Origin of the sequence: Streptomyces sp. NPDC096046 (genome assembly GCF_040303285.1) — a bacterium.
In the GTDB taxonomy this organism is placed as follows: domain Bacteria; phylum Actinomycetota; class Actinomycetes; order Streptomycetales; family Streptomycetaceae; genus Streptomyces.
Genome location: NZ_JBEOSZ010000049.1, coordinates 13499 through 27137, shown reverse-complemented (window position 1 = coordinate 27137; position 13639 = coordinate 13499). Strand labels below are relative to the sequence as shown.

The 13639-nt window shown below is 71.7% G+C and carries 10 protein-coding genes; 8 read left to right on the top strand and 2 right to left on the bottom strand.

Annotated features, from left to right (window positions below):
* The first annotated feature begins 191 nt into the window (after window positions 1-191).
* The 3 genes from ABTX62_RS31085 to ABTX62_RS31075 all read left to right on the top strand — a co-directional run bounded on the left by ABTX62_RS31085 (window position 192) and on the right by ABTX62_RS31075 (window position 4465).
* Window positions 192-1181, top strand: a complete 990-nt coding sequence (locus ABTX62_RS31085; RefSeq protein ID WP_352119292.1) for an SCO0930 family lipoprotein — start codon at window positions 192-194, stop codon at window positions 1179-1181.
* 330 nt (window positions 1182-1511) lie between these two features.
* On the top strand, window positions 1512-2324 hold the full coding sequence (locus ABTX62_RS31080) for an SAM-dependent methyltransferase (RefSeq protein ID WP_352119291.1): 813 nt from the start codon (window positions 1512-1514) through the stop codon (window positions 2322-2324).
* Entirely contained in the window at window positions 2321-4465 is a 2145-nt protein-coding gene (locus tag ABTX62_RS31075) for a putative bifunctional diguanylate cyclase/phosphodiesterase (protein ID WP_352119290.1), read from the top strand. Before ABTX62_RS31080 ends, ABTX62_RS31075 begins: the two co-directional genes overlap by 4 nt.
* 267 nt (window positions 4466-4732) lie before the next feature.
* On the opposite strand, the gene ABTX62_RS31070 is transcribed toward ABTX62_RS31075, so the two are convergent.
* On the bottom strand, window positions 4733-5617 hold the full coding sequence (locus ABTX62_RS31070; protein ID WP_283968582.1) for a LysR family transcriptional regulator: 885 nt from the start codon (window positions 5615-5617) through the stop codon (window positions 4733-4735).
* An 83-nt stretch (window positions 5618-5700) separates the two neighbouring features.
* Here ABTX62_RS31070 and ABTX62_RS31065 point away from each other — a divergent pair, with 83 nt between their 5' ends.
* The 5 genes from ABTX62_RS31065 (at window position 5701) to ABTX62_RS31045 (ending at window position 11210) form a co-directional block, all read left to right on the top strand.
* Complete coding sequence (locus tag ABTX62_RS31065; RefSeq protein WP_352119289.1) at window positions 5701-6405, top strand: succinate dehydrogenase; 705 nt, start codon at window positions 5701-5703, stop codon at window positions 6403-6405.
* A gap of 2 nt (window positions 6406-6407) precedes the next feature.
* Window positions 6408-8366 carry a fumarate reductase/succinate dehydrogenase flavoprotein subunit gene (locus ABTX62_RS31060; RefSeq protein ID WP_352119288.1) on the top strand — a complete coding sequence of 653 codons (1959 nt, stop codon included), beginning with the start codon at window positions 6408-6410 and terminating at the stop codon, window positions 8364-8366.
* A complete protein-coding gene (locus ABTX62_RS31055) occupies window positions 8363-9112 on the top strand; it encodes a succinate dehydrogenase/fumarate reductase iron-sulfur subunit (protein WP_352119287.1) in 750 nt (249 codons plus the stop codon). The genes ABTX62_RS31060 and ABTX62_RS31055 overlap by 4 nt, the downstream gene beginning before the upstream one ends.
* Before the next feature lie 515 nt (window positions 9113-9627).
* Window positions 9628-10395 carry a GNAT family N-acetyltransferase gene (locus ABTX62_RS31050; protein WP_352119286.1) on the top strand — a complete coding sequence of 256 codons (768 nt, stop codon included), beginning with the start codon at window positions 9628-9630 and terminating at the stop codon, window positions 10393-10395.
* On the top strand, window positions 10395-11210 hold the full coding sequence (locus ABTX62_RS31045; protein WP_352119285.1) for a lysophospholipid acyltransferase family protein: 816 nt from the start codon (window positions 10395-10397) through the stop codon (window positions 11208-11210). The genes ABTX62_RS31050 and ABTX62_RS31045 overlap by 1 nt, the downstream gene beginning before the upstream one ends.
* Window positions 11211-11286: 76 nt before the next feature.
* On the opposite strand, the gene ABTX62_RS31040 is transcribed toward ABTX62_RS31045, so the two are convergent.
* Window positions 11287-13632 (bottom strand): ATP-binding cassette domain-containing protein, encoded by a 2346-nt coding sequence (locus tag ABTX62_RS31040; protein ID WP_352119284.1) that lies wholly within the window; start codon window positions 13630-13632, stop codon window positions 11287-11289.
* Between the last annotated feature and the right edge of the window lie 7 nt (window positions 13633-13639).

The window sequence follows — 13639 nt, the reverse complement described above, 5'->3', positions numbered from 1 at the left end:
GCCGGTTTGATCGGCGGTAGTCCGCAGGTGCTCGGCGTGCACGCGTGTGCGACGGCGCGCGGTGCCCGCCACGGGTTCCGGAAAGAAATATGACCGACGATTGAACACAAGCGCCGCCCCCATGCGTACTCATGGTCGTGCGGCGGCGCAGCAGGGCGCTGCAACACCCTTGCGAATATGGGGAGTTGACGATGAAGACCTCCTGGCGGAGCGCCTCACTCGTGGCGAGCGCCGCGGCGGTCCTGGCGCTGACGACGGCGTGCGGTCAGGACAGCCCACCGGCGGCCAGCCAGAACGTGGGCGCCACGGCTGCGCCCGGGGACTACGGAAACATCGGTGCGGGCACCGGGACGGGCGCGAGTGGCACCGCCAGCGGCCAGCCGGCCGCGCCGAGCCCCTCCAGCCCGTCCAGCCCCGCGGGCAAGTTGTCCGTGTCCACCGCCGAGAAGGTCGGCAAGGTGGTCACCGACAGCCTCGGCCTCACCCTGTACCGGTTCGACCAGGACACGGCCGAGCCGCCCAAGACGAACTGCGACGGCGACTGCGCCAAGACCTGGCCGCCGGTCCCGGCCGACGACGCCGAGGCGGGCGAGGGAATCGACAAGGCGCTGCTCGGCTCGGTCACCCGGGCCGACGGCACCAAGCAGCTCACGGTCGGCGGCTGGCCCGCCTACCGCTACGCCAAGGACGTCAACGCCGGTGACGTCAAGGGCCAGGGTGTCGGCGGCAAGTGGTACGCGCTGGCTCCCGACGGCAAGAAGGCGCAGGGGGGCGGGGGCGGCGATGCGCAGGCCGAGGAACTGCCCGGGCTGTCCACCCGCAACGACCCCGAGCTGGGCGAGATCGTCATCGACAAGAACGGCATGACGGTCTACCGGTTCATGAAGGACTCGCAGTGGCCGATGAAGACCGCGTGCACGGGGGCCTGCCTGGACAAGTGGCCGGTCATCGCACCGGTCGACGAGAAGGACACCAAGGGGATCGATCTTCAGGGGTCGACGCCCAACCGGGGCTACGTCGTCTTCGACCGCCCTGACGGCATCAAGCAGCAGACCATCGACTGCATCCCGATCTACACCTTCGCGGGCGACAAGAAGGCCGGTGACACCAACGGCCAGGGCGTCGGCGGCACCTGGTACGCCATCCGCCCCGACGGAAAGCCGGTCGGCGCGTCGAAGTAGCGGAAAAGCCTCCCCAGCGTCGATCAATCGCGTGCACCCGAAGCGCAGACCCGGTCCGCCCCTCCGTGCCCCACGGAGGGGCGGACCGTTTGCGTGCCCCACCTCAACTCATGCGCCGCGTGACGGTTTCCCCTCCGGACAGGAACGCTCCGGAACGCCCCGGACACTGATCGTCATATGTTCGGGGGGTCCGCGGAGGGGTATCAATGCGGCACGTGCCGCAGGCAGTGACCGGGAACGGATGGTCAATTTCCGTTTCGGGTCGCTCCATTGGCGGGCGATCAGTAGCCTCTGCTCGAACACCGGATCGCCTACGCCTTGGAGAGATAGATGGAGCGTCCCGCCTGGGCCCCACGGAGCATCGACATCTCGGTGCCCAGCGTCTCCCGGATGTACGACTACTACCTGGGCGGATCGCACAACTTCGAGGTCGACCGGGAGGCGGCCCGCAGGGCCATGGAGTTCATGCCGGGACTCCCCAAGATCATGCAGGCGAACCGCGCCTTCATGCGCCGCGCCGTGCGGTACGCGGCCGACCAGGGCATCTCCCAGTTCCTGGACGTCGGTTCCGGCATCCCCACCTTCGGCAATGTGCACGAGGTGGCCCAGGCCGCCCGCCCCGGCGCGCGCGTGGTGTACGTCGACCACGACCCGGTGGCCGTGGCGCACAGCGAGGCGGTCCTGGAGGGCAACGAGGACGCGGGCATCGTCGCCGCGGACCTGCGCAAGCCCCAGGAGATCCTGAGCAGCCCCGAGGTGAAGCGGCTGATCGACCTGAATCAGCCAGTGGCCCTGCTCCTCCTTGCCATACTGCACTTCGTGGAAGACGAGGACGACCCGTACGGGGCCGTGGCCGAACTGGGCGAGGCACTCGCGCCCGGCAGCCTGCTCGTTCTCACCCACGCCTCCTACGAGGGGATCCCGCTGCCGCCGGAGCGGGCCGGGGGCGCGGTGGACGTGTACGAGGGCATCCGCAACCCGCTGATCATGCGCTCGCGCGAGGAGATCGCGCGGTTCTTCGAGGGGTACGACATGGTGGAACCCGGACTGGTGGCGATGCCGCGCTGGCGGCCCGACACCGCACCGGACGACGAGGATCCGTACGCGTTCTCCGGGTTCGCGGGCGTGGGGCGTACCGCGTGATCGCGGAACCGGACGGGCCGGAGGACAGACTGCGCCGGTTCGCGACGATCTGGAGCCGGGCCGTCTACCCGGTGACCTCGACGTCGTCGACCCGCCCCGAGTTCGAGGCGCGACTGCTGCCCCTGGCCCGCCGTCTGAGCGAGGCACTGCTGGCCCGGACCTTCGACTCCGACGCGGGCAGGTCGGTCGGCGCCGCCCTCGTGGAGGTGCACTGCACCGACCCGGAGGCGCTCAGCCGCACCCTGGACTGCGTCGACGCCTATCTGGTCCTGTACTGCGGCGGCGACGGCGACCAGGAGGGCCTGCGGGCGCGGTGCGCGCGGCTCCAGCACGCGATGGCGGCCGGTTTCGCCCGGGCGCTGCGCGAGCGGACCCTGACCGAGCAGGAGGCCATCGCGCAGGCCGCACTCCAGGCGCAGGGCGTGGTGGCGCAGGCCCTGCACGCGAGCGAGGCGCGTTTCCGCGCCGTCTTCGAGGGCGCGGCCATAGGCATCGGCATGGCCGACCTCGGGGGCAACATACTGCAGGTCAACGGGGCCTTGCTGCGCATGTTCGGGGTCTCCGAGCAGACGCTGCGCGGCCGCAACGTCCGGGACTGGACCCACGCCGACGACGCTCCGCAGACCTGGCGGCTCTACGACGAACTCGTGCGGGGCGAGCGGGAGCACTACCACCTGGAGAAGGCGTTCTACCGCCCGGACGGCACCGTCCTGTGGACCAACCTGACCGTCTCCCTGCTGCGGGACGCCGACGGTGAGCCGCAGTACCAGCTCGCCCTCATGGAGGACACCACCGAGCGGCGGCTGCTCAACCTGCGGCTGCGCTACGAGGCCACGCACGACGCGCTGACCGGGCTGCCGAACCGCACCTTCTTCTTCGAGCGCCTGGAGAAGGCGCTGGGTGCCGGGGAGGGCCAGCGGTTCGGGCTGTGCTACCTGGACCTCGACGGTTTCAAGACCGTCAACGACAGCCTCGGCCACGCGGCCGGCGACCGGCTGCTGGTGGAGGTCGCCGACCGGCTCCAGTCCTGCGCCACACGTCCCGGCGAGATGGTCGCGCGGCTCGGCGGTGACGAGTTCGTGGCGCTGACCACCGGGTCCGACAGCCAGCGCGAGGTCGACGAACTCGCCGGGCGTATCATGAACGCGCTGCTCGCGCCGATCAGTGTCGACGGCCGGGAGCTGACCGTGCGCGGCAGCATCGGCATCGTCGAGGGCCCGGCCGGGGAACGCAGCCCGGCGGAGGTGCTGCGCAGCGCGGACATCACCATGTACCGGGCCAAGTCGGCGGGTGGCAATCGCTTCGAACTCGCCGATCCGGAGGCCGACGCCCGGGCCATCACGCGGCACGGACTGACCACGGCGCTGCCGACGGCACTGGACCGGGGCGAGTTCTTCATCGAGTACCAGCCGCTGGTGCATCTCGGGGACGGCAGCGTCCGGGGCGCCGAGGCCCTGGTGCGCTGGCTGCATCCGCAGCACGGCGTTCTCGGGCCGGACCGCTTCATCCCGCTCGCGGAGCACACCGGGTTGATCGTGCCGCTGGGGCGCTGGGTGCTGGAGCAGTCGGTGCGCCAGGCCCGTGAGTGGCGGGAACTGCACGGTGGTGTCGCGGCGTCGGGGCCGCTGCGGATCAACGTGAACCTCTCCCCGTGCCAGTTGACGCATCCCGGCCTCGTCCAGGACACGGTCGACATCCTGGAACGGACGGGCATCGAGCCGGACGCGCTGTGCCTGGAGGTCACGGAGTCGGCGCTGATCGGTGCCGACGACGATCTGCTGAAGCCGCTGCGGCGGCTGGCGGAGATGGGGGTCGACATCGCCCTGGACGATTTCGGGACGGGTTACTCCAACCTCGCCAACCTGCGCCGGCTGCCGGTCAGCATCCTGAAGCTGGACCGGTCCTTCACCCGGAGCATGCAGCAGTTCCCGGCGGACCCGGTCGACCTGAAGATCGTCCAGGGGATCGTCTCCCTGGCGCACAGCCTGGACCTCGCGGTGACGGTGGAGGGCGTGGAGACGGGGGCGCAGGCCGAGCAGCTCCGCATCCTCGGCTGCGACACGGCCCAGGGCTGGTACTACGCCAGGCCCGGTCCGCCGGAGCGCCTGCACGAACTGGCTCTGGTGGACGCGACGGGCTAGTGCCGCGGCAGGCAACGTTCGCCCCGTTGCGACGCCCGGTGCGCACTCTCGCCGCACCGGCCGAAAACCCAAGTACGTCCCGTACGAGGACTTCCGGACGGCCCGCCGAGACCACGCACCGGACGCCGCTCCTCCATGGGCAAACGTTGCCAGCCGCGGCACTGGAGGGGGGCACCCTCAGAGGTGCGGGGAACCGCGCGAACCACCAGGACGAGCCCGTACCCCGGCACGCCGCTCGGCACAACGGCGTTCCAGAGACTGGTCACCTCACCGTTCGAGCAGCATCCGCTGCAACTCCCGAGCGGCCCGGGGCGGAGCCACGTCACTGCGGTGCGCCAGCGCGATCGCGCGATGCAGTCCGGGCCGGGCCAGCGGGGTGACCCGCAGCCCGCGCCCGGACCTCGCCGCGACCATCCGCGGCACCACAGCCACCCCCAGCCCCGCTCGCACGAACCCCAGTACCGCGTCCATCTCCCCGCCCTCCACGGCGAAGTCGGGTTCGAAGCCCTCGGCGCGGCAGGCGGCCACCGTCAGCTCCCGCAGGTCGTACCCGTGCCGGAACATCACCAGGCGTTCGCCCTCCAGGTCGGCGACGCGTACCGTGCGCCGGCCCCGGCCGGGGCTCGGGGCATCCGGTGAGGAGACCACGACCAGGTCCTCCCTCAGTAGCTCCACCGTGGTCAGCGCGGGCGCCGGCGTCGGCAGCGGCAGCACCACCAGCGCCAGATCCAGCGCCCCGCGCGCCAGCTCCCGCACCAGGTCGTGCGAACCGCCCTCCTCGATCAGCAGCCTGATGCCGGGGTAGCGGTCGTGGAAGGCACGCAGCACATCCGGCAGCAGACCCGTGCACAGACTCGGCGTCGCCCCCAGCCGCACGCGCCCGCTGCGCAGCTGCGCCAGTTCCCGCACCTCGTGGCGGGCCGTGTCGGCGTCCGCCAGGATGCGCCGGGCCAGGGGGAGCAGCGCCTCCCCGGCGTCCGTGAGCGTGATGTTGCCCCGGGCGCGCAGGAACAGATCCGCGCCCAGCTCCCGCTCCAGCGCCTTGATCTGCTGCGACAGCGACGGCTGCGCGACGTGGACCAGATCGGCGGCCCGGGTGAAGTGCCGGGTCTCGGCGACGGCCACGAAGTACTGGAGCTGCTGGAACTGCATCCTCCTACGATAGCTCCAGCCTATGGAATCAAGCCGGACCATGTCTTGGACCGATCGGGCGCGGGTCCGTAGCGTGCTGTTCCATGGCTCTGGCAACGCGGACGGACCGGCGGCCGTCCTTCGCACGCACCGTGTGGGACTCCACCGTCGGCAAGAAGACCGTGATGGCGGTCAGCGGTCTGATCATGCTGCTGTACCTGGTCGTCCACATGATCGGAAATCTGAAGATCTTCTTCGGGGCGGGCGAGTTCAACCACTACGCGCACTGGCTGCGCACCGTCGGCGAGCCGTTCATGCACTACGAGTGGACGCTCTGGCTCGTCCGGGTCGTGCTGGTCGTCGCCGTCGTCGCCCACGCCACCTCGGCGTACCAGCTCAGCCGGCGCGACATCAGGGCCCGCCCGACCACGTACGTGCACAAGAAGGCACGGGCCTCCTACGCCACCCGCACCATGCGCTGGGGCGGGACCATCCTCGGTCTGTTCATCGTCTGGCACATCCTCGACCTGACGACCGGCACCGTGCACCCCGGCTTCCGGCCCGGCCACCCATACCAGAACGTCGTCGACACCTTCTCCACCTGGTACGGCAACGTCGTCTACATCGTCGCGGTGCTCGCGCTCGGCCTGCACATCCGGCACGGCTTCTGGAGCGCGGCCCAGACCCTCGGCGTCGGCAGCCGCACCCGCGACCGCGCCCTGAAAACCGTCGCGAACGTCCTCGCGCTGCTGCTCACGGCCGGTTTCATCGCCGTGCCCGTGGCCGTCATGACCGGAGTGGTGAGCTGAAGATGACTTCCTGCAGCGAGTACACGGCCTACGCGACCGGTGAGCCGGTCGCCGACACCAGGGCCCCCTCCGGGCCGATCAACGAGCGCTGGGACAAGCGCCGCTTCGAGGCCAAGCTGGTCAACCCCGCCAACCGGCGCAAGCACACCGTGATCGTCGTCGGCACCGGCCTGGCCGGCGGGTCCGCCGGGGCCACCCTCGCCGAACAGGGCTACCACGTCGTCCAGTTCTGCTACCAGGACTCGCCCCGCCGCGCCCACTCCATCGCCGCGCAAGGAGGCATCAACGCGGCGAAGAACTACCGCAATGACGGCGACTCCGTCCACCGGCTGTTCTACGACACCGTCAAGGGCGGCGACTTCCGGGCCCGCGAGTCCAACGTGCACCGGCTCGCGCAGATCTCCGTCGAGATCATCGACCAGTGCGTGGCGCAGGGCGTGCCCTTCGCCCGTGAGTACGGCGGACTCCTCGACACCCGGTCCTTCGGCGGCGTGCAGGTCTCGCGCACCTTCTACGCCCGGGGCCAGACGGGTCAGCAGCTTCTCCTGGGCGCCTACCAGGCCCTCAGCCGGCAGATCGCCGCCGGGAACATCGAGATGCACCCGCGCACCGAGATGCTCGACCTGATCGTCGTCGACGGGCGGGCGCGCGGCATCGTGGCGCGGGACCTGATCACCGGCCGGATCGACACGTACTTCGCGGACGCCGTGGTGCTCGCCTCCGGCGGCTACGGCAACGTCTTCTACCTGTCGACGAACGCCATGAACTCCAACGCCACCGCCATCTGGCGGGCCCACCGGCGCGGCGCCTGGTTCGCCAACCCCTGCTTCACCCAGATCCACCCCACCTGCATCCCGCGCACCGGCGACCACCAGTCCAAGCTGACGCTGATGAGCGAGTCGCTGCGCAACGACGGGCGCATCTGGGTGCCGAAGGCGAAGGGAGACCGCAGGCCCCCCGGCGAGATCCCCGAGGACGAACGCGACTACTACCTGGAGCGCGTCTACCCGTCCTTCGGCAACCTCGTCCCCCGGGACATCGCCTCCCGTGCCGCGAAGAACGTCTGCGACGAGGGCAGGGGAGTGGGCCCCGGCGGGCAGGGCGTCTACCTCGACTTCGCCGACGCCATCAAGCGCATGGGCCGCAAGGCCGTCGAGGCCAAGTACGGCAACCTCTTCGACATGTACCAGCGGATCACCGACGAGGACCCGTACGAGGTGCCGATGCGGATCTACCCCGCCGTGCACTACACGATGGGAGGACTGTGGGTCGACTACGACCTCCAGACCACGATCCCCGGGCTGTTCGCGATCGGCGAGGCCAACTTCTCCGACCACGGCGCCAACCGGCTCGGCGCCTCCGCGCTGATGCAGGGACTCGCGGACGGCTACTTCGTCCTCCCCTCGACCATCAGCGACTACCTCGCCCGCAACCCGCACCACGAGACGGTGACCGACGAACACCCCGCCGTCCAGGAGGTGCTGGCCGACACCCAGGACCGGCTCAACCTGCTGCTGTCCGTCGACGGCGACCGCACTCCCGACTCCTTCCACCGCGAGGTCGGCGAACTCATGTGGGAGTTCTGCGGCATGGCCCGCACCGACTCGGGGCTGCGCAAGGCGCTGGAGCGCATCCCGCAGATCCGCGAGGAGTTCTGGCGGCGTGTCAAGGTGCCCGGCACCGGCGAGGAGTTCAACCAGTCGCTGGAGAAGGCCAACCGCGTCGTCGACTACCTGGAGCTCGCCGAGCTGATGTGCCTCGACGCGCTGCACCGCGAAGAGTCCTGCGGCGGCCACTTCCGCGAGGAGTCCCAGACACCCGACGGCGAGGCCGCCCGCAAGGACGAGGAGTTCGGGTACGCGGCCGCCTGGGAGTTCACCGGCACCGGCGCGGCTCCCGTCCTGCACAGGGAAGACCTGGTCTTCGAGTACGTCCACCCCACCCAGCGGAGCTACGCATGAAGCTCACCCTGCGCGTCTGGCGGCAGCGGAACGCCGACGCCGACGGCACCATGTCCACGTACGAGGTGGACGGGATCTCGCCCGACATGTCCTTCCTGGAGATGCTCGACACGCTCAACGAGGAACTCATCGTCAAGGGTGAGGACCCCGTCGCCTTCGACCACGACTGCCGCGAGGGCATCTGCGGGGCGTGTTCGCTCGTCATCAACGGCGACGCGCACGGGCCCGAGCGCACCACCACCTGCCAGCTGCACATGCGGTCGTTCCGGGACGGCGACACGATCGACGTCGAGCCGTGGCGGGCATCGGCGTTCCCGGTGATCAAAGACCTGGTCGTGGACCGGTCGGCGTTCGACCGGATCATCCGGGCCGGCGGCTACATCACCGCGCCGACCGGGGCGGCTCCCGAGGCGCACGCCACGCCGGTGCCGAAGCCGGATGCCGACTTCGCCTTCGAACATGCCGAGTGCATCGGCTGCGGGGCGTGCGTGGCGGCCTGTCCCAACGGGGCGGCGATGCTGTTCACTTCCGCCAAGATCAACCATCTGAACGTGCTGCCGCAGGGGGCACCCGAGCGGGAGACGCGGGTGCTGGACATGGTGGAGCAGATGGACGAGGAGGGGTTCGGGGGCTGCACCCTCGCCGGTGAGTGCGCCACCGCCTGCCCCAAGGGGATTCCGCTCATGTCCATCACCAACATGAACAAGGAGTGGCTGCGGGCGACCCGCAAGGCCGCCAAGCGCTGACCCCGTGGAGGGGGAAGGACGTTCGCCGACAGGTGCGAACGAGCGGGACCGGGAGTGGTGCTCTTCCCGGTCCCGTCCGGTATCCCCGTGTCACGGGCCGGGACCGGCGAGGTGGGGGCCCAGCGGGCCGAGGTCCAGGTCGCCGCGCCGCGCCGCTCCGGCGTGCCGAACCCGCGCCCCTCCAGCGCGCCCCGCAGCCGCCGGGCGCCGATGCCGTCCAGGACGCCCGCGTCCCGCACGCCGACGTGCCGGACAGACCAGGCGCGGGGACCCGGTCGCTGACCGACGCCGGGGCGTCGAGCGGCCTGCCCGGCGTCGAGGGGCCTCCCCGGCGCTCGGTGGATGGAACCGGGCCACGTCGTCGCTCGTGGCGCGAGCCGTTCAGCAACCTCACACCCGTTCTCTCTGCACATGACACGCGAAGGTCAGTCGGCATCGGCAGAACAGAGGCGAAGGATCGCACGACACCGCTCAGCGCCCCGCCTCACCGACCGGCCCGTGACCAGGAGAGAGCCATGACCGGCGTACTGACCGTCGACCGCCCCGCGCAGCCCGCGGCCCCCACCCGCTACACCGTCACCCTCGCCCGGAACGAGGAGGACGTGCGTGCCGCGCAGCGGCTGCGGCACGACGTCTTCGCCGGGGAGATGGGGGCACTGCTCTCCGGCTCGCAGCCGGGCCTCGATGTCGACCCGTTCGACGCGTACTGCGACCACCTGATCGTCCGGGAGGAGACGACCGGCCAGGTCGTCGGCACCTACCGGCTGCTGCCGCCGGAGCGCGCGGCGATCGCCGGGCGACTGTACTCCGAGGGCGAGTTCGACCTGGCCTCGCTCGACGGGATCCGGCCGGAGCTCGTCGAGGTCGGCCGCTCGTGCGTGCACCCCGGCCACCGCGACGGCGCGGTCATCAGCCTCATCTGGGCCGGTATCGCCCGCTACATGGTCGAGCGCGGCCACGAGTGGCTCGCCGGCTGCTGCTCCGTCCCACTCGCCGACGGCGGCACCCTCGCGTCCGCCGCCTGGGACCGGGTGAGCGCCAAGCACCTGTCACCGGAGGAGTTCCGGGTACGGCCGCTGCTGCCGTGGACGCCGGGCCCCGCGCCCGACTCCCGCGTCGAACTGCCCGCCCTGCTGCGCGGCTACCTGCGCCTGGGTGCCTGGGTGTGCGGCGAACCGGCCCACGACCCGGACTTCGGCGTCGCCGACCTGTACGTGCTGCTGCCGATGAGCCGCGTCAACGGGCGCTACCTGCGGCACTTCCTCTCCCTCGTACCGGCCTGATGAGCGCCTGGCTGCCCACCGCGCCGTGCACCCCGCAGGCCTGTGTCGAGATGCCCGCGGCCGTGCGGTCACGGGCCGTACCGCGTGCCGTGCTGCGGCTCACCGCGGTCCTCCTGCTCCTGCTCGGCGCGATCGCGCTGACGCCCATCGGGGCCCGGGTACCGGCGTCCCTGGTCCGGCGGTGGTGCCGGTGGATCGTGCGGGCCGCGGGGGTCCGGGTCCGTATCACCGGTGCCGCCGCGCCCACCGGCGGACTGCTGCTGGTCGCCAACCACATCTCCTGGCTGGACATCCCGCTGCTCGCCGCCGTCCGTCCCGCCCGGATGCTGGCGAAGACCGAGGTACGGCGCTGGCCCGTCGCCGGTGCGCTGGCCGCGCGCGGCGGGACCCTGTTCATCGACCGGGACCGGCTGCGGGCCCTCCCGGACACGGTCGCCCGGATCGCCGGGGCCCTGCGCGAGGGCGCCGCGGTCGCGGCGTTCCCCGAGGGCAGCACCTGGTGCGGCCGGGCCCAGGGCCCTTTCCGCCGGGCCGTCTTCCAGGCCGCCCTGGACGCCGGGGTGCCGGTCCAGCCCGTGCGCATCGGCTACCGGCTCAGCGGCGGAACGGCCACCACGGCCCCCGCGTACGTCGGCGAGGACACGCTGCCGGCGTCCCTGTGGCGGGTGGCGACGGCCCGCGGCCTCATCGCCGAGGTCGACGTCCTGGACCCCCTGCCCCCGGGCAGCAGTCCCGACCGCCGCTCCCTCGCCGACTCGGCACAGCCGCCGGAGACGGCCGCGCCGGCCCGGACGCACACGGTGCTGGTGGCGTAGGGACCCGGGCCTCGCGGGACGCGGTGTGGGTGTTCGCGGGGGGCCTCGGCGAAAGCCGGCCGTCCGCTCCGGGACCTCAACGGCCCCCGGACAGCGTGCGCGCCAGATACGGCGCCGTCCGGCTCTCCGCCGAGCGCGCGACGTCCCGGGGCGGTCCCGACGCCACGATCCGGCCGCCCGCGTCGCCACCGCCCGGGCCCAGGTCGATGACCCAGTCCGCCCGCGCGACGACGGACATGTCGTGCTCGACGACGATCACGGTGTGCCCGGCGTCGACGAGACCGTGCAGCTGACGCATCAGGACGTCCACGTCGGCCGGGTGGAGGCCGGTCGTGGGCTCGTCGAGGAGGTAGAGCGTATGGCCGCGCCGGCCGCGCTGCAGTTCGCTCGCCAGCTTGATGCGCTGAGCCTCCCCGCCGGACAACTCCGTCGCGGGCTGCCCCAGACGGAGATAGCCCAGACCCACGTCGAGCAGGGCGCCGAGGCTGCGCGCCACGGCCGGGGTGTCCGCGAAGAACTCCGCCGCGCTCTCCACCGTCAGATCCAGCACCTGCGCGATGTTCCGCCCGCGGTAGGTCACTTCCAGCGTCCGCGGGTTGTAGCGGGCCCCGCCGCAGTCCGGGCAGGGTGCGTACGTGCTGGGCAGGAACAGCAGCTCCACGCTGACGAACCCCTCGCCCTGGCAGGTCTCGCAGCGCCCTCCCGCCACGTTGAAGGAGAACCGCCCGACACCGAAGCCGCGGGCGCGAGCCCCGTCGGTCGCCGCGAACACCCTGCGCACGACGTCGAAGAGGCCCGTGTAGGTGGCGAGGTTGGAGCGCGGTGTGCGGCCGATCGGTTTCTGGTCGACCGAGACCAGCCGGCCCACCCCGGCGGTGTCCTGCGTGATCTCGCCGATGAGCGTGGACTTGCCGGAGCCGGACACGCCGGTGACCGCGGTGAACACGCCGAGCGGGAACTCCGCCGTCACGCCGCGCAGGTTGTGCCGGGTGACCGGGCCGGTCCTCAGCCACCCGGTCGCCTCGCGCACGTCCCGGGCCGCGGCGGGGGAGCGGTCGAACAGGTAGCGGGCCGTCGCCGACTCCTCGACACCGGCCAGCTCGGCCACCGGACCGCTGTGCAGCACCCGCCCGCCGTGCTCGCCCGCGTCCGGACCCACGTCCACCAGCCAGTCGGCGCCGCGCACCACGTCCAGGTGGTGCTCCACCACGAACGCCGAGTTCCCGGACGCCTTCAGCCGCTCCAGCACCGTGAGCAGCGCCTCGGTGTCCGCCGGGTGCAGTCCGGCCGACGGCTCGTCGAGCACGTAGACGACACCGAACAGGCCGGAGCGCAGCTGGGTGGCAAGGCGCAGGCGCTGGAGTTCTCCCGCGGAGAGGGTGGGAGTGGGGCGGTCGAGGCTGAGATAGCCGAGCCCCAGCTCGACGACCGGCGCGATACGCGACCTCAGGTCGCCGGTGAGGACCCGGGCGGCCTCCGAATCCCCGTCGAGACCGGCGGCCAGGTCCACCAGCGGCACGGCCGCCAGCTCGGCGATGGTCCGGCCGCCGAAGGTCACGGCCAGGGCCTCGGGGCGCAGCCGGCTGCCGCCGCACGCGGGGCAGGGCGCGCTGGTGAGGAACCGCTCGGCCTTCGCCCGCAGGGCCGGGCTCTTGGAGTCCGCGAACGTCTTCATCACATACCGGTGGGCGCTCATGTAGGTGCCCTGGTACGGCCGCTGGATGCGGTCGGCGTCCCGCACCGGGTGCACGGTGACCACCGGCTGCTCGTCCGTGAACAGGATCCACTCCCGCTGCCCGGCGGGCAGCTCCCGCCACGGCCGGTCCACGTCGTAGCCGAGCGCGTCGAGGATGTCGCGCAGGTTCTTGCCCTGCCAGGCGCCGGGCCACGCGGCGATCGCGCCCTCGCGGATCGGCAGCGACGGATCGGGGACCAGCAGTTCCTCGCTCGTACGGTGCACCCGCCCGAGCCCGTGGCACTCCGGGCAGGCTCCCACCGCCGTGTTGGGCGAGAAGGAGTCGGAGTCGAGCCGCTCGGCGCCGGGCGGGTAGGTGCCGGCCCGGGAGAACAGCATGCGCAGGGAGTTGGAGAGGTTGGTGACGGTGCCGACGGAGGAGCGCGAGGTGGGCGCCGCGCGGCGCTGCTGGAGCGAGACGGCCGGGGGCAGGCCGGTGATCTCCCCGACCTTCGGGGCGCCGACCTGGTGGATCAACCGGCGCGCGTAGGGGGCGACCGATTCGAAGTAGCGGCGCTGCGCCTCCGCGTAGATCGTGCCGAACGCCAGCGACGACTTCCCCGAGCCGGACACGCCGGTGAACACGGCCAGCACGTCCCGGGGGATGTCGACGTCGATGCCCTGGAGGTTGTGCTCGCGGGCGCCGCGGACACGGACGAACGGGTCATGGGGGTCGCGGTCGTGCATGGGAGAC